Consider the following 22,069-nt stretch of genomic DNA (forward strand, 5'->3'; position numbering starts at 1 on the left):
GCCATGATCGGTCGCATTGCGGGCATCCTGCTCGAGAAAAACCCGCCTCATCTGCTGGTCGACTGCAACGGCGTCGGCTACGAGGTCGACGTGCCGATGAGCACGCTCTACAACCTGCCGAACACTGGCGACAAAGTTACGTTGCTAACCCAACTGATCGTGCGCGAGGACGCGCATCTGCTGTATGGTTTTCTCACGCAGCAGGAGCGACAGACGTTTCGCGAACTGCTGAAGATCAGCGGCATCGGGGCGCGCATGGCGCTCGCGGTGCTCTCCGGGATGAGCGTGAGCGATCTTGCGCAGACAGTGACGTTGCAGGATGCCGCCCGCCTGACGCGGGTGCCGGGCATCGGCAAGAAAACCGCCGAGCGACTGTTACTCGAGTTGAAAGGCAAATTGGGCGCCGACATCGGCGCGGCCGCCTCGGCCGCCTCATCGTCCGACCACGCGCCGGACATCCTGCACGCCCTGCTCTCGCTCGGCTATTCCGAGAAGGAAGCGCTTGCCGCGATCAAGAACGTGCCGGCCGGCACTGGTGTGTCGGACGGCATCAAGCTCGCTCTGAAGGCATTATCGAAGGCATGAGCCCCACGCGGCGCAGCACCGCGTGGCAACTGGCATGCCGGCTACATCGCGGTACAATCAGCACATGATCGAAACGGACAAACTCGGCTCGGAGCGCGTTATTGCAGCGACCCACGCATCGCCCAATGAGGAGGTGTTCGAGCGGGCGCTGCGCCCGCGGCTGCTGGACGAATATGTCGGGCAGGAAAAGGTTCGCGGGCAGCTCGAGATCTTTATTGAAGCGGCAAAGCGCCGCTCGGAAGCGCTCGACCATGTGCTGCTATTCGGCCCCCCGGGGCTGGGCAAGACCACGCTTGCGCACATCGTCGCGCGGGAAATGGGCGTCAACCTGCGCCAGACGTCCGGGCCAGTGCTCGAACGGGCCGGCGACCTGGCTGCGCTGCTGACCCATCTCGAGGCGAACGACGTGCTGTTCATCGACGAGATCCACCGGTTGTCGCCGGTCGTCGAGGAAATCTTGTACCCAGCGCTCGAAGACTATCAGATCGACATCATGATCGGCGAGGGACCGGCCGCACGCAGCGTTAAGCTGGATCTGCACCCGTTCACGCTGGTGGGGGCCACGACGCGCGCTGGCATGCTGACCAATCCGTTGCGGGACCGCTTCGGCATCGTCGCCCGGCTCGAATTCTATACCGCAAGCGAACTGGCGCGGATCGTCGAGCGCTCGGCCCACCTGCTCGGCGCGCAGATCCAGCCCGAAGGCGCGCTGGAGATCGCGCGGCGTTCGCGCGGCACGCCACGGATCGCGAACCGGCTGCTGCGTCGCGTGCGAGACTATGCCGAGGTCAAGTCCGACGGCCGCATCACGGCGACGACGGCCGATGCGGCGCTGGCGATGCTCGATGTCGACCCGGTCGGCTTCGACTTGATGGATCGCAAGCTGCTGGAGGCGATCCTGCACAAGTTCGATGGCGGCCCGGTGGGCCTGGACAACTTGGCCGCCGCGATCGGCGAGGAACGCGACACGATCGAAGACGTGATCGAGCCTTATTTGATCCAGCAAGGCTATCTGCAGCGCACGCCGCGCGGACGCGTCGCGACGCTGCTCGCCTATCGCCACTTCGGCCTTGCGGCGCCGGATGCGGGCCCGATCCGCGACCTGTGGAACACCAGCGGCGAATAGCCGATCTGCGTGATGCGCATTGGTGGGCTGGCCAACGGCGTACTGAACTGACTGCGCCGGCGCGTGGCGGCCGGCGTCACTGAACTCACGAGCGGCAAAGGCTCCGCGATCGACTATTCGTCGCCGCCGGGCAATCCGAGGCTGTTCGGCCCGCAGGCAGTGTGCTGTACGGCCGGCACGCGCAGCCAGAAGGTTACCGGGCCATCGTTGACCGACGATACCTGCATCGCGGCGCCAAATTCACCGGTCTGGACGATGGGATGCTGCTGCCGCGCACGGGCGACGAAATAGTCGTACAACCGCCTGCCTTCGTCCGGTGGTGCGGCGGGGGTGAAGCTGGGGCGCAAGCCGCTATTCGTATCAGCCGCCAGCGTGAACTGCGACACGATTAACAGCTCGCCGGCACCGCCGGCACCGTCGATGTTCCGCACGGACAGGTTCATCCGGCCCTGTGTATCGCTGAATACGCGATAGCCAAGCAGCTTGTTGAGCAGCTTATCCGCCGTGGTCTCGCAGTCGCCGCGTTCCGCACAGACCAGCGCGAGCAGCCCGGGGCCGATCGCGCCGATCACCTGCGCATCGACCTGCACGCTGGCTCGCGCAACCCGCTGGATCAATGCGATCAATGCAAGTCCTCGCTATGGTTCGGCTGTCGTCGGGTTGCCCGTCCGTTGCCCTAAGCGCGCAGTGTCACGCGCGCAAAGCGCCGTTTGCCGACCTGCACGACATACACGCCTGCCTCGAGCTTCAGCCCTTTGTCGGTGATCGTCGTGCCGTCGATCTTCACGCCGGACTGTTCGATGTTGCGCAATGCCTCGCTGGTGGACGGCACCAGGCCAGCTTGCTTTAGCAATTGCCCGATCGGCAGCGGCGCGCCACTCAACGCAATTTCCGCAATATCGTCAGGCACCCCGCCCTTCGCACGATGATTGAAATCCTCCAGCGCGCGCTGCGCATCGGCCTGCGAGTGAAAACGAGCGACGATTTCCTGCGCGAGCAGCACTTTCAGCTCGCGTGGGTTGCGGCCGGCCTGCACCTGCCGCTTGAAGTCTGCAATCTCCTCGAGGCTGCGGAACGAAAGCAGCTCAAAGTAACGCCACATCAGCGTGTCCGAGATGCTCATTAGCTTGCCGAACATGTCGGACGGCTTCTCGCTGATACCGACGTAGTTGTTCTTGGACTTGGACATCTTGTCGACGCCGTCCAGCCCTTCGAGCAGCGGCATCGTCAGGATGCACTGCGGCTCCTGACCATACTGCTTCTGCAACTCGCGGCCCACCAGCAGATTGAACTTCTGATCGGTACCACCCAACTCGAGATCCGATTGCAGCGCGACCGAGTCATACCCCTGCATTAGGGGATACAGGAATTCATGGATCGAGATCGGCACGCCGCTCTGGAACCGCTTGGTGAAGTCGTCACGCTCAAGCATCCGCGCCACGGTGTAGCGCGACGCAAGCTTGATCATGCCGTCGGCGCCCAGCGGCATTGACCATTCGCTGTTGTAGCGGATCTCGGTCTTTTCACGATCGAGCACCAGCGCGGCCTGTTCGAAATAAGTCTTCGCATTGGCCTCGATTTGCTCGCGAGTGAGCGGCGGGCGTGTCTGGTTGCGTCCGGACGGATCGCCGATCAACGACGTGAAGTCGCCAATCAGGAAAATAACGGTATGACCTAGGTCCTGCAACTGGCGCATCTTGTTGAGCACCACGGTGTGTCCGATGTGGATGTCCGGCGCGGTCGGGTCGAGCCCGAGCTTGATGCGCAATGGCTTGCCAGTTTGCGCGCTCCTTGCCAGTTTCTGCGCAAACTCGTCCTCGATCAGCAACTCGTCGCAACCACGACGTGCTATCGCCAGTGCGGCACGGACTTCATCGGTAATGGGCAGGGACGGCACGGCAACGCTGGACTCGGTACTCATCAGGCGGGAACTTTTCACGAAACTGTCATCGAATCACGAGCGGCACGGCGGCGCTCGTCACGCGCCGCACCTCGCAACCCTACCTCGAACAACCGTCAAGGCCGTCGCTTTTCTCGTGCAAGAACTGGATTTTACGTGATGTGGTACTGCTTCCGGCAGGTTTTTGCACTCGCGCGCAGCGGCACCGTATCGCTGCGTCACTTCGCCGCGCGGCGCCATCAAGCGATCATTCACCCGATCGCCGCCGCGTCCGTGAGCTTGAGCGTAACGATCGCACGCACGATCCCGTACGCTCCCGCTGTGGTATCCGCGCTCGCGATACCGGCGCATTCGGCATACACGTCGGCGCGTTCAGCGGCCACGCAAGCCCAGGTCAACAGTAGCATGCTGCGCGCCATCAGTTGGCGCAGCACGGCGCTGGGCCCGTATGGCGATTACGTGGCCGCCGCGCTGGCCGCTTCTGCGCCCCCAGCCAGCGCCGCTACCGAGACATTTGCCGCGGCACATCCGCCACAAGCAGCCGGCGCGCTGTCAAGTGCCAGCCCACTACGGCTGGACGAGCCACACCGCGCTGCCACCCCATCCGAGCGCGTGTTCTCGGGCGCGCTCGACAGCCGGTTCGCCAGCGCGATGCGGCAGGCCGGCGTACTGAGCAGCTCGATCGATGCAGCGCTCGATGCGCTGCCGACCATGCGCGCGCTGGCCGGCCCGTTGCGCGGACAGCGCTACCGCGTGCTACTGGGCGCAGCGGCCGGCGAGTCATCCCGCACTCGACGCATCCTCGTCCTCGAGGTCCATGCCGTCGGCGCCGCGCCCGTTCGCGCCATCTGGTACCGTCCGCCGGGCAAGCGCGGCGGCGACTTCTATGCCGCCAACGGGCACTCGCTGCAGCGCGGGCTCGATCCGCGTCCCGTTGCCAGCGCCCGACTATCGTCGCGCTTCGGCGACCGCGTGCATCCGATTTCCAAACGCCGCGCGTTCCACAGCGGCGTGGATTGGGCCGCGCCACGCGGCACACCGGTGCGGGCAAGCGGGGCCGGAACGGTCGCATTCGCGGGGTGGCGGCACGGATATGGCAAGACGATCGTGGTACGCCATGCTCAGCACTATGAGACCGTGTATGCCCACCTGTCGCGAATCCCACCGAAACTGAGAACCGGTGCGAAAATCGCACGCGGCGACGTGATCGGCTACGTCGGCAGCACCGGCTGGGCGACCGGCCCCCATCTGCACTATGAGGTGCGGCACCAGGGCCGCCATGTGAATCCGCTCGCGGCATCGGTCGGTAAACCCGCGTCATTGCGTGGCGCCACGCTACACGCGTTCGAGCGATACTCGGCTAATCTGTCGATCGACAGCGACGTCCTGCCGCCGCGCGTCGCATCACAATGACAGCAATGCAGCCTGACAGCAATGCCGCCGCGGCGTGCCACGTCGATCGTGCGCGCTGGCCATCGGGCCGACGCACCGCTCAATGCCGCTGGGGGCTTTAGGTGATACAACCCAGCGCCGAATACGACGACAGCCACCGTCCTTCACGACAGACGCACGATGCCGACGGGCTGTATATCGGCCTAATGTCAGGCACGAGCATGGATGGCGTCGACGGCGTGATCGTCGACTTTACGCAAGGACGGCCCCAGGTCCGTGCCGAGGCCTTCATTAGCTTGCCGCCCGTTGCGCGACGCCTTGTTTGCGTTGCAAGCCCCAGCGGATGACGAAGTGCACCGCGAGGCCCATGCCGCCAACGCGCTGGCGACGCGCTATGCGGCGTGCTGCCACGCGCTGCAGACCAGCGCACGGGTATCGGCCGAGTACGTCCGCGCCATCGGCGTGCGCGGACAGACGATCAGGCACCGCCCCGAACTCGGCAAGTGAACGCTTACACCGAGAACGACGAGCCACAGCCACAGGTGGTGGTCGCGTTCGGGTTCTTGATCACGAATTGCGCGCCGTTCAAATCGTCTTTGTAGTCGATTTCCGCGCCCAGCAGGTACTGGTAGCTCATCGAGTCGATCAACAGCCGGACGCCGTTCTTGTCCATCACGGTGTCATCCTCGTTGACTTCCTCGTCGAACGTAAAACCGTATTGAAATCCCGAGCAGCCGCCGCCTTGCACGAATACGCGCAGCTTCAGTTCTGGGTTGCCTTCTTCATCGATCAGCTGTTTGACCTTGTCGGCGGCGGCGTCCGTGAAGACGAGCGGGGCCGGCATCTCGGTCACAGGGGTATCGGTCACAGCATTCATCGAGTTCTCCAAAAATGCCTTCAACGCTATTCTAGGACTGTTCTGAACATCGTGCCGAAGGCCCTGAAATCAACAGGGACTTGCACCCGCAGAACAGGGACTTGCATCCACAGAAGTGCGCCCATGCTGGGCACACCAAGAAAAAAACCGCGGATCGACTGATCCGCGGTTTTTTGCACAATGCCGGCACCTGCAGGTGAACCTGCGTGCCGGTCCATCGCGGCGCACGCGCTCGCTGCTTAGCGCTTGGAGAACTGCTTGCGACGACGTGCCTTGTGCAAACCTACCTTCTTACGCTCGACTTCACGTGCATCGCGCGTCACGAAGCCAGCGTTCGACAACGTCGGCTTCAGCGTCGCATCGTAGTCGATCAGCGCACGGGTGATACCGTGACGCACGGCGCCAGCCTGGCCGGTTTCGCCGCCACCGACCACGTTGACCTTGATGTCGAACGTGTTCGCGTGGTTCACTAGATCCAGCGGCTGACGCACGATCATCAGCGACGTCTCGCGCGAGAAGTAGTCGGCGATGGGCTTGCCGTTGACGACGATGTCGCCCTTGCCAGCCTTGATAAACACGCGAGCCACTGCACTCTTGCGGCGGCCGGTACCGTAGTTCCAATTTCCGATCATCTGACTGGCTCCTTAGATCTCGAGCGCCTTCGGTTGTTGCGCGGTGTGCGGGTGCGTCGCGTCCGCGTAGACCTTCAGCTTCTTGATCATCGCGTAGCCGAGCGGGCCCTTCGGCAGCATGCCCTTGACAGCCTTCTCAAGTGCACGGCCCGGGAAACGCTCCTGCATCTTGCCAAAAGTCGTTTCGTAAATGCCGCCCGGATAGCCCGAGTGACGGTAATACTTCTTATCGGTCGTCTTGTTGCCAGTGACCTTCAGCTTGCCGGCATTGACGACGATGATGAAATCGCCGGTATCGACGTGCGGCGTGAACTCCGGCTTGTGCTTGCCGCGAAGGCGGCGTGCCACTTCGCTGGCGACACGGCCGAGGACCTTGTCCGTCGCGTCAATCACGTACCATTCGCGCTTCACCTCATGGGCTTTGGCGGAAAACGTCTTCATGATCGATCCAAATGAGATGCTCTGCCCTTCTGTGGTCCTGCTTGTGGATGCGCATCATGGCGCGGCGCAGGCTCTCCCTGATTCTTCTTCCGCGGGCATTTTCGGAAAAGCTCTGAATTATAAAGGGTTTTTAGACCGGGCGCTACCCCGACCCTAGCCTAGTCCACATAATGGCAAAAAAAACCCGAACCAATGTTCGGGTTCAATCCACCAAAGGAGGAGGTGGAGGAGACAAGCAGAGGTCGAGCAAGTGTGCGTCGACCAATAGACGACATTATGTGGCTTACGCTGATAAGCCGCAAGGAAAACTACATGGCGAAACTCTCCGCCATCATACGAATATTGGAATCACACCATAAATAGCCAATATTTCCTTTCAATCAATAGGTTAACGATCTCTCACCAACACTGCGACCTAAACGAGCGCTTCGCCTAACGACGCCGGACAACCAGGACGATTTCGCCGCCGTCCACGACCGGCCCGCTCCACAGCGGCGGATTCCCGTTGCTTGGCGTCGTCCGATGCGACGCTCACGCGGCAGCGACGCGCGACAGCGCTCGTGCGCGTTCGTTACAATGTACAAAAACTCAGGTCTGGAAACGCGCGATGGAATGCAAGGTCAGCTGGTTGGGCAAGGACGGAATGGCTTTCGTGGCCGAGACGGGCAGTGGCCACATGGTGGCAATGGATGGCGCCCCGGAAGGTGGTGGCCGTAACCTGGCCCCGCGACCGATGGAAATGGTGCTGCTGGGCGCCGGGGGCTGCACGGCGTACGACGTCGTGATGATTCTGAAAAAAAGCCGTCAGGACATTATCGACTGCAACGTCACGCTAAAGGCCGAGCGGGCAAGCCAGGATCCGAAGGTATTCACGAAGATCCATTTCCATTTCACGGTGAGCGGCCGGAACTTGAACCCGGCGACCGTGGAGCGCGCGATCAACCTGTCACACGACAAGTATTGCTCCGCCTCGATCATGTTGGCCAAGAGCGCGGAACTCACGCACTCGTTCGAGATCGTCGACGCATAGCGCGTGTCGCGAAAGGAGGGGACAAAGCAGGCCGGTAAGCCGGATTCTGTGCGTGCGCCGGTTACCCGGCACGCGTGACAGCCATTCCTCTAGGCGCGCCATTGCTGACGCGCTCAAGCTTCCTACCCGCAGGTCAGGACGGGGCCCGTCCTTGCGCCTTGCTGCCGGCGCGCGCCTGCCTACTTGGAATTGCTCCGGGTGGAGGTTACCGTGCCGGACTGCGTCGCCGCAGCCGCGGTGCGCTCTTACCGCACCGTTTCACCCTTACCTGATCCCGGCTTGCGCCGGGCCATCGGCGGTTTGCTTTCTGTTGCCCTGTTCCGCGTGTCGCCACGGATGGCCGTTAGCCATCACCCTGCCCTATGGAGTCCGGACTTTCCTCGCCCCCCGCGCGATGCGCGGCAGCCGCGGCTGTCTGGCCTACTTTGCAAGCCGTCATCTTAGCATGGGTGGCGCGGCCCGCGCCGGCCGCCGCGAAATACCGACGTGTCCGCGTAGAACCGCGGATCGGCGTTGGCCGCCCACCAGCCCGGCACGCCAAGCACAGGCAACGGCGAAAACCGCGCGATCGTCAGCGCCCCGCCCTTTTGGGCACGCTCGCGCGGCGCCTGCCGTGGCGGGCACTCGCCGACGTTATCATCGAGTGCCGCGGCGACACGGACGTCCACGTCGGCCTGACGCTGCGCCGCGGGCGCATCGAACCAGTCCGGCTCGACTTGGCAGACCCATGCATGCGCAGTGCATGCGCGATACGGCGCGAGCAGCTTCTCCAGCAGCGCATGGCCGTACACGTACACAGCGCAACGCGCAGGCCACGCCTGGCGATGCTCGACAAACAGACGGCGCCAGTCAAAAGCGCGCAGCGCTTCGGCTAGCGAACCATCGGAAGTCACAAAGATCGCGCCGTTTTCGTCAAAGTGGGTTAGTGCATCGCGTACCGGCCCCCTGCCGTTGCCGGGCGCGGGCGCACCTGCCTGCCGCCACGCCTCGGCCATGCCGCAGGCGGTCGTGGCGAGCTTGGTCCGCGGAAAGGCAAACCAACTCGCCGCGTTGAAGAAATCGTGCAGATTTTCGCGCGTGGGCACGCAACCTGTCGCAGCAATGTGCGCTTCGTAACGCGTGCCGGGCGGCAACAGAGACTGCGCCACGAAGGTCAGCGGCAAGCCAGCGCCGATGCATAGCGACGCCGCTTGGGCATCCTGCGTCATCGTGCTGAGCCACGCGCCGGCCCCATGAGTATCGAGCACCCGTTGCCAGCGCATCCCATGGGCTCGGAACGGCTCGAACCACGGTCGCGACCAGTCGATCCGCGCCACGGCCTCGCGCAGCGTTAGCATGGCCGCCGTGCGTGTCAACGCAGCTTCCAGCCGAGCGCTTCGCCGGCCTTGAGCGGTACCACGCTGATGCCGCCTGCGTCGATGGCCTCGGGCAACGTCCAACTCGCGCGCTCGAGCGTCACCGTGTCGGTGGCGCGCGGCAATCCATAGAAGTCGGCACCATGAAAGCTCGCAAAGCCTTCCAACCGGCCCAGGGCGCCGGCCTCGTCAAAGGCCTGCGCGTATAGCTCCAGCGCATGCAGCGCCGTGTAGCAACCGGCACAGCCGCACGCGTGCTCCTTCAGGCCCTTCGGATGCGGCGCGCTGTCGGTGCCGAGGAAAAAGCGCGGATGACCCGAGGTAGCCGCCTCGACGAGTGCCACGCGGTGCGCCTCGCGCTTGAGCACCGGCAGGCAGTAATAATGTGGACGGATGCCGCCGACCAGCATCGCGTTGCGATTCAGCAGCAAGTGGTGAGCAGTGATCGTTGCGCCCAGCGTGCCCGGCGCTGCATCCGCGTCGCGCACATACTGCGCGGCGTCGCGCGTCGTGATGTGCTCGAACACCACCTTGAGCGCAGGGAAATCGCGCCGCAACGGCTCGAGCACCCGGTCGATGAACATTTTTTCGCGATCGAACACGTCGATCGACGGGTCTGTCACTTCGCCGTGCACCAGCAGCGGCAGGCCGGTCTGCTGCATCGCCTCCAGCGTAGCCGTGCAGTGGCGCAGATCCGTGACACCGGCGTCCGAATTGGTCGTCGCGCCGGCCGGATACAGCTTCACGCCATGCACGAAGCCGCTTTCGCGAGCCCGCCGGACTTCGTCCGGCGGCGTGTTGTCGGTCAGGTACAGCGTCATCAGCGGCTCGAACGCGGCGCCAGGGCCATGCGCGGGACGCGCGGCAAGAATTCGCTGCCGATAAGCACCGGCCTGCGCGGTCGTGGTGACCGGCGGCTTCAGATTCGGCATGATGATCGCGCGGCCGAACTGCCGGGCAGTATGCGGCAGCACCGCTTCGAGCAGTGCGCCGTCACGCACGTGCAAATGCCAATCATCGGGACGGGTGAGAGTCAGCGCAGCGGCGCCCGACGAACCGGCGCCGGCTGCGGTGGAATGGGACTGGGACGGGTTCATGTCGATCGGCAGTTAAGCATGCGTATCACGCATGCGAAGGCTCGCCTGGGGCCACGCATTGGATGCGAAGCAGCGACGCATACGTCGCTGTTTCGGCTCGGGTGGCCCAGGACTCGGTGATATTCTTCAAAAACATCATTGTAGCGGGCGCTAAGCGCGCTCGCGAAGCATTGCGTGTTCGCATCATGTGCCAACTGCTCGGAATGAATTGCGCGGCGCCCACGGACGTGACCTTTTCGTTCACGGGTTTCGCGGCGCGCGGCGGCGTCACTGACCATCATGCCGATGGCTTCGGCATCGCGTTCTTCGAGGACAAAGCCTGCCGGCTGTTCATCGACCACCAGGCGTCGGCGACCTCGCCGATCGCCGAGCTGGTCAAGAAATACCCGATCAAGTCGAAAAACACGATCGCACACATTCGCAAGGCCACGCAAGGTCGCATCGTGCTGGAAAACTGTCATCCGTTCCAGCGCGAGCTATGGGGCCGGCATTGGATCTTCGCGCACAACGGCGATCTGCGCGACTATGCGCCAGCACTCGGCGGCGTGTACCTGCCGGTCGGCACGACGGACAGCGAGCTTGCGTTCTGCGCGATCATGCAGCACCTGCGCGCGTGCTTCCCTAGCACCCACCCACCGCTAAACGAGCTGTTCGACGCATTGGCACAGGCCACACGCGAGATCACTCGGCACGGTGTGTTCAACTTTTTGCTGTCCAACGGGCAGGCATTGTTCGTCCACTGCTCGACCCATTTGTATTACCTCGTGCGCAGCTGGCCGTTCTCGACCGCGCACTTGATCGACACGGACGTCACGATCGACTTTGCGCAATACACGACGCCAGAGGATCGCGTTGCGGTGATTGCGACGCAGCCGCTCACCGACAATGAAACATGGACGCGCTTTGCCCCGGGGGATCTGGCAATGTTCCAGGCGGGCCAATTGTTGTGCAGTGTCAACGTGCCGGTGCCTGCCGACGTGGCGGCCAAGGCGCGAGAGCCGCTGTGCAAGGCCGCTGTCGAGTCAGTGTTGAGCACCAACGAGGACGGCGAGTTCACCATCGAATCCACGGACGACGCCGCAGCAGTGCAATCGTAAAGTTGCCCGTTCCGCCCGCCGCCGGTAACCCCATTTGAACTGAATTAACCGGTTCGGTACGACATTGCCCGTTTCGCGCTTAGCGGTGCCGCGCCTCACCTGCGAGATACCCTTCATCGGATATCGACGTCGCCGGTACTATCGCGCCGGCAGAGCCGGCTTTGCGTCTATGCTTTCCATGTACGCCACGAAGGATATCCCGCACCATGCTGAAATGCTTCCCTGTCCTCGGACGCGGTTCGGCGTCGTCTACTTCATCGACGAGCGACCCCACCCAAGCCGATGGTTTCAAACCGAACTGCATCGGCGGTCGCACAGCAACAGATCAGCGATCGACGGGCTTACCGGTGCCTGCCGATTCGCCACTTGCAAAGTTCCGCGAAGCGGTCCGTAAGGTGAGTCGAGACAATCGGCCGGTCAGTGTGCGCGCCATACCGGGCACGGGCATCGTCCACGTGAAGATCCAGGGCGACTCCAAAGTATTCGACAGTGTCGGCATGAAAAGGATCGATACATCGAACGGCCCCAAACGGCTTGAGTACCTCTCAATCCCCGCAGTCAGATATGTGCCACATCTGGCGGGCGGCGGTAAACAACCGTACGTCGTCAGCGCCATGTCAGATAAAGAAACGCGGCAATTGATGTCCCCAAATCAGTCTTTGAAAAGCAAGCTGCTGTCTCGCGACCCGCCCGGCCCTATCGCGTACATCAATGGGGGATTCTACGGACACACTGGCATCCGGGAAGACGAGATCGGCATCAAATCATACGCAGCGAACGCCCCGATCGGCGGCGCCAAAGTCAAAGGAATCAAGCAAATTGAAGGTGTGCGGCCCCAAGACGCCTATGAGGATGACTATCATAGGGTAACTTTTCCGAACGGATCCTACGTGACCCTCGCGCCATTGCTGGCGCAGGTCAACGAAACCACGGGTCAATACGAAAACAAGTTTCCCGCGGAAAAGGCGGCCAATCCGAAATATGCGTTCGAGCATACGCCACTGAACCGCCCTGGAGAACTCGGCCACGCGTCGCACCCGAATGCACGCAGCGCAATCGATTTTCCATCGTCGTCTCGGCCCGCGGCCTCGCCCACCGCGCTGAAAACGAATCGGTACAGGATGGTCATCGCCGGAGATGATAGCGGCGTACGCGGCGTCAGGTCGACAGGCATGCGGATGGCCGAGATAGCCATCACGGTCGCTCGGATTGGGGCATTCAACCGCGATCCGGGTTATGCCATCGCATGCGATGGTGGATCGTCAACGACAATGGGCATCATCGACGGCCAGGGCAAATCGCTGCTTAGCGTCCAGGGGCTGCTCAACGAATCGTCGGCCGTCAATTTCGTCGCGCTTGCATCATCGAACCCGCCAAAACAGACTGAAGACGCAACGGTCAAGCTGACCCCATACGTGCCGAAACCGTAGCGTGCGAACCGCCGGTGGCAGCAGGCCGCTCCCCGGACAGCAGATACCGCCGGGGATGCAACGGTTAATGCAGGATCTTGGCCAGAAAATCCTTCGCGCGATCCGATTTCGGATTTGCGAAGAAGTCTTCCTTGCGATCATCCTCAACGATCGCCCCCCGGTCCATAAAGATGACCCGATGCGCAACCTTCTTTGCAAAGCCCATTTCGTGCGTCACGCACATCATCGTCATGCCTTCCTGCGCTAGCTCGACCATCACGTCCAGCACTTCATTGATCATCTCCGGATCGAGCGCCGAGGTCGGCTCGTCGAACAGCATCGCGATCGGGTCCATCGACAGGGCGCGTGCAATCGCCACGCGCTGCTGCTGACCGCCGGACAACTGCCCAGGATACTTGTCGGCGTGCGCCTTCAGACCGACACGATCGAGCAACTTCAGTCCCTTGGCGCTCGCCTCGTCCTTTGAGCGCCCGAGCACCTTGATTTGCGCAAGCGTCAGGTTCTCGGTGATCGACAGATGCGGAAACAGCTCGAAATGCTGGAACACCATCCCAACTTTCGCGCGCAGCTTTGACAAGTTTGTCTTAGGATCACTGACCGATTGCCCATTGATCATGATCTCGCCTTTCTGAAACGGCTCCAGTCCGTTGACCGTCTTGATCAACGTCGACTTGCCCGAGCCCGACGGGCCGCACACGACGACCACCTCGCCTTTCTTGACCTCGGTCGAGCAATCTGTCAGCACCTGGAAGGACCCATACCATTTTGAAACATTCTTGATCGAAATCATCTTGCGACCTTTTTCTGAAGACCCTTGACGAGGCTTGACGCCACCACGCAAATCACGAAATACACGGCGCCCGCGAACAGCACCATCTCGACAATCGTGCCGTCCCGGTCACCGACGTTTGCCGCGGTCCGGAAGAAATCCGCGACGCTGATCACATAGACCAGCGACGTGTCCTGGAACAGCACGATGGCCTGCGTCAGCAACAGCGGCACCATCGCGCGCAGCGCCTGCGGTAGCACGATCAGCCGCATGCCCTGGCCGTAGGTCATGCCGAGCGCGGAGGCAGCGCTGAGCTGCCCGCGCGGCACGGCCTGGATGCCGGCCCGGATGATCTCGGAGTAATACGCGGCCTCGAACAACGAGAACGCGACCATCGCCGACACGAGCCGGATATCAACATCGGGCGACACGTCCAGCAACCGCTGTAGCAGCTGGGGCACCAGCAGGAAGAACCATAACAGCACCATCACCAGCGGAATCGAGCGGAACAGGGTCACATAGCCGCGCGCGAACCATTCGAGTGGCTTGAACCCCGACAGCCGCATGAGCGCGAGCAGCGTGCCCCACACGATGCCCACGACGATCGCCAGCACGGTGATTTGCAATGTGATCACCGCGCCGGTCCACAACGTCGGCAGCGCGTCTGGGATGCCGGACCAGTTGAACTGACGCATCATTTGCCTCCAATGTAGCCCGGCAGCCGGGTCTTTTTCTCGACCCAGCGCATGCAACCCATCACGACCAGGTTGATCAATACGTAAGCGAGCGTCACCGCAATGAACGACTCATACGCCTGCGCAGTGTAGTCAACCAGTTGCCGTGCTTGCGCGGACAGGTCCAGCAGACCGATGGTTGACGCCACAGCGGAGTTCTTAAAAATATTGAGAAATTCGGAGGTCAGCGGCGGCACGATGATTCGGAACGCGACCGGCAGCATCACATAGCGATAGGTCTGCGGCATCGTGAAGCCCAATGCCAAGCCCGCGGCGCGCTGCCCGCGCGGCAACGCATTGATGCCCGAGCGCACCTGCTCGCAGACTCGAGCCGCCGTGAACAGCCCCAGACACAGAATCGATGCCGAGAAGAATTGCGCATCCGGCGGCAACTGCTTGAACCACGTGCCGATCGACGGCGGCAGGATCTCCGGCAGCACGAAGTACCAGATAAAGAACTGTACGATCAACGGGATGTTGCGGAACACCGCGACGTAGACCGTGCCAATGCCGGACAGCCATTTGTTCGGCACGGTGCGCAACACGCCCATCAGCGCGCCGACGAGCAGCGCGATCACCCACGCGCATAACGACACCGCGACCGTATTCCACAGCCCCGAGATCAGCCAGCCCAGATAGGTCGTCGGCTCGCCGGTCGAAACCGGGGTCATGAAAATGCCCCAATTCCAGTGATAACCCATGACTCAACTCCAAAAAAAACGGAAGGCGCGCCCGCAGGCATCCCTTCCGTTTCAGTCACGCCTGTCAATGAACGATGGACCGAGCGGATCAGTCCATCGCCTTGTCGTTCGGGTTCTTGAACAGCGCCTTCATGCCGTCGGACAGCGGGAAGCTCAGGTCCAGCCCCTTCGGCGGAATCGGGGACTCGAACCACTTCTTGTAGATCCGCGCCGCTTCACCAGATGTCTCGACCTTCGCGATCGCCGCATCGACGACCTTCTTGAACGCCGGGTCGTCCTTACGCATCATGCAGCCGTACGCTTCGTGCGATTGCGGGGTGCCGACGATCACGAAGTCGCCCGGATTGCTCGACTTCGCACGTTCGCCGGCGAGCAGCGCATCATCCATCATGAACGCGGCGGCACGGCCGGTCGACAACGTCAAGAATGACTCGCCATGGTCCTTCGCGCTGATGATGTTCATGCCCATGCTCTGGTCCTGGTTCATCTTGCGCAGCAACCGTTCTGACGTTGTGCCGGCCGTGGTCACCACTGTCTTGCCCTTCAAATCGGCGAAGTCCTTGATACCCGAATCCTTCTTGGTCATCAGCCGCGTGCCGACCACGAAAATCGTGTTCGAGAACACCGCCTGCTTCTGCCGCTCCAGGTTGTGGGTGGTCGAGCCGCACTCGATATCGATCGTACCGTTCTGTACAAGCGGGATGCGGTTTTGCGACGTGATCGGAATCAGCTTGACCCTCAGATCGGGCGTCTTCAGTTCATGCTTGACTGCCTCGACGATCTTCAGCGCAAACTCCTGCGAATAACCCACGACGTTCTGCTTCTCGTCATAGTACGAGAACGGAATCGACGACTCGCGGTGCCCCAGCACAATGACGCCCGAATCCTTGATTTTCTTCAGCGTCCCCGTCTCCTGCGCCTGGGCGACCCCGGTAAGGGCGGCTAGTGCAGCCAGTGTGAATGCGGCTTTCTTGATGTTCATTCACGATCTCCTTCGCTAAAAGTCGTGCCAGTTTAGCAAAGTAATTATTATGAAAGTAATGGGTTGAAGTACTAATCTAAGCGCTCTTACGTTCGTTGTTCCGCGAATCACTTCGCGCCGGCTCACGTAGACGCCGCCACCGCGTCGCCGGTGATCGCGCCGCGCGCGGCCAATGCGAAGGCAGACCGCGGGCTCGCGCCACGCGGTCTGCCTTAGTTGCAGCAATAGGAGTCAGAGACTCAGTAATGGATTACGGATACAGGCCGCGCATCTCGCGCGCCATCAGGATGCGCTTGCACGCAATGATATAGGCCGCGGTGCGCACGGACACGTCATTCTCCTGCGCGACCTGCCAGACGCTGGCAAACGCTTCGCGCATCACGCGCTCCAGCCGATGATTGATCTCGTCCTCGGTCCAGAAGAAGCTGGAGAAGTCCTGCACCCATTCAAAGTAGGACACCGTGACGCCGCCGGCGTTGGCGACCACATCGGGGATCACCAGCACGTTGTTCTCGCGCAGGATATCGTCCGCGATCGGCGTAGTCGGACCATTTGCTCCCTCGACCACGATCTTCGTGCGGATCCGCGATGCGTTCTTCTCGTTGATCTGGCCTTCGAGCGCGGCGGGGATCAGGATGTCGCTCTCGATACCCCAGAAATCATCGTCGCCGAGCGGCTCCGCGCCGGCGAAGCCGGCTACGCCGCCTTGCGCCGCAACATGCTCGAGCAACGCATGCGCGTCGATGCCGGACGGCTTGTAGATCGTGCCGGTGTGGTCTTGGACCGCGACCACTTTCGCGCCCGCCTCGACGAACAGCTTCGCGGCAATCCCGCCGACGTTGCCAAACCCCTGCACCGCGACGCGCGCCGATGCGATATCCAATCCGATGCGACGTGCTGCCTCGCAACCGACGGTGAACACCCCGCGCCCGGTCGCTTCACGCCGGCCCAGCGATCCACCCAGCGAGATCGGCTTGCCCGTCACCACGCCCGTCGCCGTTTGGCCGACGTTCATCGAGTACGTGTCCATCATCCACGCCATCACCTGCTCATTGGTGTTGACGTCGGGCGCCGGAATGTCGGTGTTCGGCCCGATGATAATGCCGATTTCGCTCGTATACCGGCGCGTGACTCGCTCGAGTTCGCCGCGCGAGAGCTTGCGCGGGTCAACGCGGATACCGCCCTTCGCGCCGCCATACGGCACGTTGACCGCCGCATTCTTGATCGACATCCACGCGGACAGCGCCATCACCTCGGACAGCGTCACGTCCTGGTGATACCGCACGCCGCCCTTGCCGGGCCCGCGCGACGTGTTGTGCTGAACCCGGTAGCCTTCAAAATGCGCGATCGTGCCGTCGTCCATCTCGATCGGCACATCGACGACCAGGATGCGCTTGGGGCGCTTGAGCGTCTCGATCCAGCGTGAAAGCGAGCCCAGGTGCGGCGCAACACGATCGATTTGCTGCAGGTAGGAACCCCACGGACCCAGCGAATCGGCATGTAAGTAGGAAGGCAAAGCGTGCTTGGAAGGCATCGGGGAATCGTTCGAAACAGTTTGCTGCGCGGACATGAATGGTCCTCTTCGGTCAAGATGGCCGCCATTGTGAGAAAGCGGCACGACTAAATCCAATGCCGAATTATCATGCTCTATGCTTTCCTTGCATAACGTGCGGCGGCGCACGCAGCGCACCAAGTAACTCGCCGTGGCGTCGCTGTCTTCGGATCGGCCGCTGTCGCCGGCGACGCTCGGCGGCCGGCGACAGCGGCCGAAGCCAGAGCCAGAGCCAGTGCCAGTGCCCGCGGCTGGCTACGCGCCGACAGCCAGCCCAGCCGCCAGGCGCCACACCGTGTCCACCAGCTCGCCGCGCGCCTCATCCCTGTGCGACGCTAGCTTGTCGCGATACAACCGGATCTCCATCGCGAGCGTAAACCGGTCAGCTATCACGCCTCGCGCCGGCCGGTCGAGCCGCACAAGGCGCTCGGCTGCCACCGCGTCCTCTACCGCGCTGTGCGGCAGGAACGCAACGCCGTGACCAGCCAGCGTCATCGCCTTGAGCCCCTCTGCCATGTCGGTCTCGTACACTTTGTCCAGGTACAACGGAACCGGCGCAGTGCCGATAATCGTCTCCGTCATCCGTCCCAGATAGGCACTCGGCGTATACGACAGGTAGGGGACCGGCGCATCCTTCGTGCCTGGCAGCGTGAAACGCGCACGGCCGCTGCGCGTGGTCGCGGCGAACGGGCTAATCGGCTCAATTCCCAGCACGAGCATGTCGTAGCGCGCGGGGTCCAGCGCAACGGGATGACTTGGATGGTGATAGCCCATCACCAGGTCGCAGCCGCCCTCCACCAGCGACAGCACCGCATCGTGCACGTTCAGCGCGCGCAGCCGCGCATGAACCCGCCCGGTATGCTTCCCGATCTTGTCCAACCAGCGCGGAAAGAAGGTCAACGACAGCGTGTGCGGCACAGCAAACTCGATCGTCGCAGCCGGCGCCCGCCCGTGGCCGCGCAACACGGTACGGGCTTCGTGAAACTGGGACAGCATCGTCAGCGCCTGCTCGTAGAACACCTGTCCGGCCTGCGTGAGCCGCGTCGGGTACACTGAGCGATCGATCAGCTCAGTGCCAAGCCAGGCCTCCAACGCCTGGATGCGCCGCGAAAACGCGGGTTGAGTCACATGCCGCAGTTCGGCTGAGCGGCTGAAGCTTCGCGTTTCGGCCAGCGACACGAAGTCTTCCAGCCATTTCAGTTCCATGCAACGACTCCATTGGCCATCCTCGCGCCGCGATGCGCCCACGCGTCGGGCCATGCGGCATCGCGCTGCGCCGCTCCAGATGACAGCCACGGCGTAACGTGCAGCCTCCATTGTAGCGTTCAGCGCCCGCCACGCCGCCAGCGACCACGCACCAACCGGCGACGTGCCGTACAGTGTCGGTGCGAAGATACCCCACTTAATGCACTTTAAGCACATATTGATCAATGGCTGCTGTCATGTCCAGCAACACACATCGCCGCCGCAGCGGCGCTGCGATAAGGCTCGCCGGCCAGCACGCGATGCCGGCATGCCGCACCGCAACGCAATGGCACGGTCGTTGCGTCACTGCGTCAGTCCGGGAAAACCGGGGTACATCGCACGTTGCGCCGCTCAGCGAACAACACAACGCGATGCCGTTACTCCCCGCCATCTGCTCAGTGAGGCATATCTCGATGAAGAACCTGCTCGGCTCGCTCCAAAGCGGCGACTGGCGCGCACTGGTAGCCTGCTTTCTCTATTTCGATACTGGCTTCACCGTCTGGGTGCTGTTCGGCCCGCTTGCACCGTTCATCAACAAGAGCCTGGCCATGACACCCGCGGAGCAGGGCTTCCTGGTCGCCGTACCGGTGTTGTCGGCCGCCATCCTGCGCGTGACATTGGGTAACCTGTACCAGTGCGCAAATGGCCGAGTAATCGCGCTGGCCGGGGTGGCCTTATCGGCGATCCCGACCATCGTGCTGCCGGCCTATCCGGGCGTGCCTTCGTATACGTTGCTGCTGGTGCTGGGCGTATTTCTGGGCGTAGGCGGGGCGAGTTTCGCGGTCGCGCTGCCGATGGCCGGCAGCAACTATCCGCCGCGCGTGCAGGGGCTCGTGCTTGGGCTGGCTGCCGCCGGCAACATCGGTGCAGTGCTCGACGGGTTCCTGCTCCCGCGATTGGCCACGCACGCGGGCTGGCAGGCTGCCACGCTCGGCGCGTTGCCGCTGCTGGCGCTGGCCGGCCTGGCACTGTTCTTCTGGGCCAAGGACAACAACATCAAGTCAGGCAGCACAGCTCGCGCAGCGAGCAGCTTCGCCATCACGCTGGTGGGACTCATCGCGCTGGTGCAACTGGTGCATGCTGGTGTGCTCGGCTCCGGCAAGACCGGCGTATTGCTGTTGCCGCTGGCCGGCGCACTGCTTGCGATCGCGGTGCTGCCGCGACGCTACCGCGCCGTGCTGGCTGAGCGCGACACCTGGGTGATCATGCTGGTCTACAGCATCACCTTTGGTGGCTTTGTCGGCATGTCGTCCTACGTGACGCTGCTGCTCACGGACCTGTACGCACTGCCCAAGCCCGAGGCCGGCTTATTCATGTCGCTGCTGGCGGCGGTCGGCGCCATCATGCGTCCGATCGGCGGTTTGGTTGCCGACCGCGTGAGCGGCGTGCGGGCATTGCTCATCCTGCTCGCGGTCATCGGCTGCACCGACCTGCTGTTTGCCGCGGCGATGCCGCCGTTGGCTAGCGGCATCGCGCTGCTGCTATGTCTGTATGCCGCATTCGGGTTAGGCAACGGCGCAACCTTCCAATTGGTGCCGCATCGCTGGGCCGGACGCACTGGGCTGCTGTCAGGCATTGTCGGCGCGGCCGGGGGCATCGGCGGGTTCTACCTGCCGGTGGTCATGGGCATGGCCAAGGAAAGCACCGGCAGCTATCAGATGGGGTTCGCCGCCTTCGGTATGCTGGCGGCATGCGCCTTCACGCTGGTGCTCGCGCTGCGCGGCGAGTGGATGGCTTAGGCGATGCCGGGCGATCGTGCGCACACGGGCCCGCAACGCGGCGAGGTGCTGCACGCGACGCAATAGCAGGTCGCATGCGGCCATGCGTGTTCGGTCGCAAGCTGGACTTAGCGCTAGGGCTCAGCATGCCGAACTAGTGCACTGGGCTTGGCACGCCGAACCCAGCACGCCAGGCTCAGTGCGCCTGCGAAGCCAGAGGTAGAACGCCTCATACTTGACGATGAAAAACCCCAGCATCAGACCGACCTCGACCAGCGTCGGCGGGATGCTGTACAGCAAATACGGGATCGACCGGCAGCGGCTCAACGGCGGCATGGCAGCGCATCGCGGATCGATTGCCAGTAAAATAGTGGACTCCTATTTTCGCAGAAGGCCGCACGATGCGCCGGCCTGGCATCGACATCCACCACTTGACCGGCTCGTCGGCCGGCCCACCGATACGCAGGAACCGCTCATGACCACTTCCCTGACTGAATTGCCTCATGACAAACCGGTGGCGTTGCGCGTCGTGCCGCAGCCTCACGATGCAAACGTGCATGGCGACGTATTCGGCGGCTGGATCATGGCTCAGGTTGACATCGCCGGTGCGATCCCGGCATCGCGGCGGGCGAACGGCCGTGTCGTCACGGTTGCGGTCAATTCGTTTGTCTTCAAGCAGCCGGTGTTCGTCGGCGACCTGCTCAGCTTCTATGCAGATATCATCCGCACCGGCCGCACATCGATCACCGTTGACGTGTCGGTCTATGCGCAACGTATGGGCCTGGTCGGCGAGACCGTCAAGGTTACCGAAGCGACGCTCACTTATGTCGCAACCGATTCGCAGCGCCGTCCGCGCGAACTGCCGCCGCTCGGCTGATGCCCCAGCTTGCGTTAAACGACATTGCCCAAGCGTGCGCAATGGCCTCTCAGATCAGGCCGAACGACTTCATCGCAGGAATGAAATCGTGGTTCGCCACCGGCTTTCGCGACAGCTTGGCCAGCACATACCGGTGAAACGGCGGCAGCGTGGCCCAACGGGCGACGCTGACCGGGGCCATACCGGCCAGTGGGCATTGCCTGAGCAACTCGTCGGGCACCGCATCGGTACGCTGCCATGCGGGTGACATGTCCGGCGCCTGCACGGGTACCTCGGCGTTGAGATGGGTCCGCAGCATTTCGGCAAGCGCCTGGTCGAAGCGACGCTCGATCTGCGGATCGTCGTCCAGCGGAAAGCGCGCCAATAGCTCGCGATCCGCGTACGGCAACCTCTGCCATTGCGTCAGCGAGATACGCACGCCAAAGCGGTCCAGATTGTAGCGGACCGCCAGCGGGATGTACGTGAGGTTTTCACAAGATGAAACCTCGAAGTCGAGCAACAGCGGAGTATCGAGCAACGGCATAGTCGT

23 protein-coding genes, 1 other RNA gene and 2 pseudogenes are annotated in these 22,069 nt (G+C 62.7%); 10 read left to right on the top strand and 16 right to left on the bottom strand.

Annotated features, from left to right (window positions below; genetic code table 11):
* Positions 1–3: 3 nt before the first annotated feature.
* The 3 genes and pseudogenes from ruvA to B0O95_RS16370 all read left to right on the top strand — a co-directional run.
* Positions 4–585, top strand: coding sequence for a Holliday junction branch migration protein RuvA (ruvA, locus tag B0O95_RS04485; protein WP_104076809.1), 582 nt, complete (start codon positions 4–6; stop codon positions 583–585).
* 64 nt (positions 586–649) lie between these two features.
* Entirely contained in the window at positions 650–1,711 is a 1,062-nt protein-coding gene (gene ruvB, locus B0O95_RS04490) for a Holliday junction branch migration DNA helicase RuvB (RefSeq protein ID WP_104076810.1), read from the top strand.
* Between the two features lie 51 nt (positions 1,712–1,762).
* Positions 1,763–1,876: pseudogene (locus B0O95_RS16370) on the top strand (oxygenase MpaB family protein); the annotation flags it as partial.
* Here B0O95_RS16370 and dtd read toward each other — a convergent pair.
* Both dtd and tyrS read right to left on the bottom strand, forming a co-directional pair.
* Positions 1,825–2,337, bottom strand: coding sequence for a D-aminoacyl-tRNA deacylase (dtd, locus tag B0O95_RS04500; protein WP_104076811.1), 513 nt, complete (start codon positions 2,335–2,337; stop codon positions 1,825–1,827). The pseudogene B0O95_RS16370 and the gene dtd overlap by 52 nt on opposite strands.
* Positions 2,338–2,387: 50 nt before the next feature.
* Positions 2,388–3,632, bottom strand: a complete 1,245-nt coding sequence (gene tyrS, locus B0O95_RS04505) for a tyrosine--tRNA ligase (protein WP_104076812.1) — start codon at positions 3,630–3,632, stop codon at positions 2,388–2,390.
* Positions 3,633–3,770: 138 nt separating this feature from the next.
* Here tyrS and B0O95_RS04510 point away from each other — a divergent pair, with 138 nt between their 5' ends.
* Positions 3,771–5,024 carry a M23 family metallopeptidase gene (locus tag B0O95_RS04510; RefSeq protein ID WP_104076813.1) on the top strand — a complete coding sequence of 418 codons (1,254 nt, stop codon included), beginning with the start codon at positions 3,771–3,773 and terminating at the stop codon, positions 5,022–5,024.
* 185 nt (positions 5,025–5,209) lie between these two features.
* Positions 5,210–5,504 (top strand): annotated as a pseudogene (locus B0O95_RS04515) (anhydro-N-acetylmuramic acid kinase); the annotation flags it as partial.
* 10 nt (positions 5,505–5,514) lie between these two features.
* Here B0O95_RS04515 and erpA read toward each other — a convergent pair.
* The 3 genes from erpA to rplM form a co-directional block, all read right to left on the bottom strand.
* Positions 5,515–5,880: an iron-sulfur cluster insertion protein ErpA gene (gene erpA / locus B0O95_RS04520; protein ID WP_104076814.1), complete on the bottom strand. Its 366-nt coding sequence runs from the start codon at positions 5,878–5,880 to the stop codon at positions 5,515–5,517.
* Positions 5,881–6,119: 239 nt separating this feature from the next.
* Positions 6,120–6,512 (bottom strand): 30S ribosomal protein S9, encoded by a 393-nt coding sequence (gene rpsI, locus B0O95_RS04525; RefSeq protein ID WP_076786090.1) that lies wholly within the window; start codon positions 6,510–6,512, stop codon positions 6,120–6,122.
* Between the two features lie 12 nt (positions 6,513–6,524).
* Positions 6,525–6,953, bottom strand: a complete 429-nt coding sequence (gene rplM / locus B0O95_RS04530; RefSeq protein WP_013436283.1) for a 50S ribosomal protein L13 — start codon at positions 6,951–6,953, stop codon at positions 6,525–6,527.
* A gap of 607 nt (positions 6,954–7,560) precedes the next feature.
* Here rplM and B0O95_RS04535 point away from each other — a divergent pair.
* Positions 7,561–7,983, top strand: coding sequence for an OsmC family protein (locus B0O95_RS04535; protein WP_104076815.1), 423 nt, complete (start codon positions 7,561–7,563; stop codon positions 7,981–7,983).
* 19 nt (positions 7,984–8,002) lie between these two features.
* Here the strand turns inward: B0O95_RS04535 and rnpB are convergent.
* From rnpB to pyrC, 3 genes are all read right to left on the bottom strand, one after another.
* Positions 8,003–8,410, bottom strand: an RNA gene (gene rnpB / locus B0O95_RS04540) — RNase P RNA component class A.
* Positions 8,411–8,423: 13 nt separating this feature from the next.
* Positions 8,424–9,320, bottom strand: coding sequence for a DUF3025 domain-containing protein (locus tag B0O95_RS04545; RefSeq protein ID WP_104076816.1), 897 nt, complete (start codon positions 9,318–9,320; stop codon positions 8,424–8,426).
* Positions 9,321–9,334: 14 nt separating this feature from the next.
* Positions 9,335–10,435, bottom strand: coding sequence for a dihydroorotase (gene pyrC, locus B0O95_RS04550; RefSeq protein WP_104076817.1), 1,101 nt, complete (start codon positions 10,433–10,435; stop codon positions 9,335–9,337).
* A gap of 185 nt (positions 10,436–10,620) precedes the next feature.
* On the opposite strand from pyrC, the gene B0O95_RS04555 reads away from it, so the two are divergent.
* Both B0O95_RS04555 and B0O95_RS04560 read left to right on the top strand, forming a co-directional pair.
* Complete coding sequence (locus B0O95_RS04555) at positions 10,621–11,532, top strand: class II glutamine amidotransferase (protein WP_104076818.1); 912 nt, start codon at positions 10,621–10,623, stop codon at positions 11,530–11,532.
* A 455-nt stretch (positions 11,533–11,987) separates the two neighbouring features.
* Positions 11,988–12,962, top strand: coding sequence for a hypothetical protein (locus B0O95_RS04560; protein WP_146063982.1), 975 nt, complete (start codon positions 11,988–11,990; stop codon positions 12,960–12,962).
* Positions 12,963–13,026: 64 nt separating this feature from the next.
* Here the strand turns inward: B0O95_RS04560 and B0O95_RS04565 are convergent, their stop codons facing one another.
* The 6 genes from B0O95_RS04565 to B0O95_RS04590 form a co-directional block, all read right to left on the bottom strand.
* Positions 13,027–13,752: an amino acid ABC transporter ATP-binding protein gene (locus B0O95_RS04565; protein WP_104076820.1), complete on the bottom strand. Its 726-nt coding sequence runs from the start codon at positions 13,750–13,752 to the stop codon at positions 13,027–13,029.
* The gene (gene gltK, locus B0O95_RS04570) at positions 13,749–14,426 is read right to left on the bottom strand and encodes a glutamate/aspartate ABC transporter permease GltK (protein ID WP_104076877.1); all 678 of its coding nucleotides are present in this window, start codon (positions 14,424–14,426) and stop codon (positions 13,749–13,751) included. Before gltK ends, B0O95_RS04565 begins: the two co-directional genes overlap by 4 nt.
* Positions 14,426–15,166: an amino acid ABC transporter permease gene (locus B0O95_RS04575; RefSeq protein WP_104076821.1), complete on the bottom strand. Its 741-nt coding sequence runs from the start codon at positions 15,164–15,166 to the stop codon at positions 14,426–14,428. Before B0O95_RS04575 ends, gltK begins: the two co-directional genes overlap by 1 nt.
* Positions 15,167–15,254: 88 nt before the next feature.
* Complete coding sequence (locus tag B0O95_RS04580; protein WP_104076822.1) at positions 15,255–16,148, bottom strand: glutamate/aspartate ABC transporter substrate-binding protein; 894 nt, start codon at positions 16,146–16,148, stop codon at positions 15,255–15,257.
* Positions 16,149–16,398: 250 nt separating this feature from the next.
* Entirely contained in the window at positions 16,399–17,718 is a 1,320-nt protein-coding gene (locus B0O95_RS04585) for a Glu/Leu/Phe/Val family dehydrogenase (protein ID WP_416171939.1), read from the bottom strand.
* Between the two features lie 237 nt (positions 17,719–17,955).
* Complete coding sequence (locus B0O95_RS04590) at positions 17,956–18,906, bottom strand: LysR family transcriptional regulator (RefSeq protein WP_104076879.1); 951 nt, start codon at positions 18,904–18,906, stop codon at positions 17,956–17,958.
* Between the two features lie 452 nt (positions 18,907–19,358).
* Between B0O95_RS04590 and B0O95_RS04595 the strand changes: the two genes are divergently transcribed.
* Complete coding sequence (locus tag B0O95_RS04595; protein WP_104076880.1) at positions 19,359–20,684, top strand: MFS transporter; 1,326 nt, start codon at positions 19,359–19,361, stop codon at positions 20,682–20,684.
* A gap of 120 nt (positions 20,685–20,804) precedes the next feature.
* On the opposite strand, the gene B0O95_RS04600 is transcribed toward B0O95_RS04595, so the two are convergent.
* Positions 20,805–20,999: a hypothetical protein gene (locus tag B0O95_RS04600; RefSeq protein ID WP_104076823.1), complete on the bottom strand. Its 195-nt coding sequence runs from the start codon at positions 20,997–20,999 to the stop codon at positions 20,805–20,807.
* A gap of 139 nt (positions 21,000–21,138) precedes the next feature.
* On the opposite strand from B0O95_RS04600, the gene B0O95_RS04605 reads away from it, so the two are divergent.
* Entirely contained in the window at positions 21,139–21,540 is a 402-nt protein-coding gene (locus tag B0O95_RS04605; protein WP_104076881.1) for an acyl-CoA thioesterase, read from the top strand.
* A gap of 49 nt (positions 21,541–21,589) precedes the next feature.
* On the opposite strand, the gene B0O95_RS04610 is transcribed toward B0O95_RS04605, so the two are convergent.
* Positions 21,590–22,063 carry a nitrate reductase associated protein gene (locus tag B0O95_RS04610; protein ID WP_104076824.1) on the bottom strand — a complete coding sequence of 158 codons (474 nt, stop codon included), beginning with the start codon at positions 22,061–22,063 and terminating at the stop codon, positions 21,590–21,592.
* Positions 22,064–22,069: the final 6 nt, after the last annotated feature.

Origin of the sequence: Mycetohabitans endofungorum (assembly GCF_002927045.1) — a bacterium.
Lineage (GTDB): Bacteria > Pseudomonadota > Gammaproteobacteria > Burkholderiales > Burkholderiaceae > Mycetohabitans > Mycetohabitans endofungorum.

Coding starts and splice junctions, on each gene's coding strand:
- ruvA (WP_104076809.1), top strand. CDS start 4: ATGATCGGTCGCATTGCGGGCATCCTGCTCGAGAAAAACCCGCCTCAT.
- B0O95_RS04590 (WP_104076879.1), bottom strand. CDS start 18,906: ATGGAACTGAAATGGCTGGAAGACTTCGTGTCGCTGGCCGAAACGCGA.
- pyrC (WP_104076817.1), bottom strand. CDS start 10,435: ATGAACCCGTCCCAGTCCCATTCCACCGCAGCCGGCGCCGGTTCGTCG.
- B0O95_RS04595 (WP_104076880.1), top strand. CDS start 19,359: ATGAAGAACCTGCTCGGCTCGCTCCAAAGCGGCGACTGGCGCGCACTG.
- B0O95_RS04575 (WP_104076821.1), bottom strand. CDS start 15,166: ATGGGTTATCACTGGAATTGGGGCATTTTCATGACCCCGGTTTCGACC.
- B0O95_RS04565 (WP_104076820.1), bottom strand. CDS start 13,752: ATGATTTCGATCAAGAATGTTTCAAAATGGTATGGGTCCTTCCAGGTG.
- B0O95_RS04510 (WP_104076813.1), top strand. CDS start 3,771: ATGTGGTACTGCTTCCGGCAGGTTTTTGCACTCGCGCGCAGCGGCACC.
- gltK (WP_104076877.1), bottom strand. CDS start 14,426: ATGCGTCAGTTCAACTGGTCCGGCATCCCAGACGCGCTGCCGACGTTG.
- ruvB (WP_104076810.1), top strand. CDS start 650: ATGATCGAAACGGACAAACTCGGCTCGGAGCGCGTTATTGCAGCGACC.
- rplM (WP_013436283.1), bottom strand. CDS start 6,953: ATGAAGACGTTTTCCGCCAAAGCCCATGAGGTGAAGCGCGAATGGTAC.
- rpsI (WP_076786090.1), bottom strand. CDS start 6,512: ATGATCGGAAATTGGAACTACGGTACCGGCCGCCGCAAGAGTGCAGTG.
- B0O95_RS04580 (WP_104076822.1), bottom strand. CDS start 16,148: ATGAACATCAAGAAAGCCGCATTCACACTGGCTGCACTAGCCGCCCTT.
- erpA (WP_104076814.1), bottom strand. CDS start 5,880: ATGAATGCTGTGACCGATACCCCTGTGACCGAGATGCCGGCCCCGCTC.
- B0O95_RS04535 (WP_104076815.1), top strand. CDS start 7,561: ATGGAATGCAAGGTCAGCTGGTTGGGCAAGGACGGAATGGCTTTCGTG.
- B0O95_RS04545 (WP_104076816.1), bottom strand. CDS start 9,320: ATGCTAACGCTGCGCGAGGCCGTGGCGCGGATCGACTGGTCGCGACCG.
- B0O95_RS04585 (WP_416171939.1), bottom strand. CDS start 17,718: ATGTCCGCGCAGCAAACTGTTTCGAACGATTCCCCGATGCCTTCCAAG.
- B0O95_RS04600 (WP_104076823.1), bottom strand. CDS start 20,999: ATGCCGCCGTTGAGCCGCTGCCGGTCGATCCCGTATTTGCTGTACAGC.
- B0O95_RS04555 (WP_104076818.1), top strand. CDS start 10,621: ATGTGCCAACTGCTCGGAATGAATTGCGCGGCGCCCACGGACGTGACC.
- tyrS (WP_104076812.1), bottom strand. CDS start 3,632: ATGAGTACCGAGTCCAGCGTTGCCGTGCCGTCCCTGCCCATTACCGAT.
- B0O95_RS04605 (WP_104076881.1), top strand. CDS start 21,139: ATGACCACTTCCCTGACTGAATTGCCTCATGACAAACCGGTGGCGTTG.
- B0O95_RS04610 (WP_104076824.1), bottom strand. CDS start 22,063: ATGCCGTTGCTCGATACTCCGCTGTTGCTCGACTTCGAGGTTTCATCT.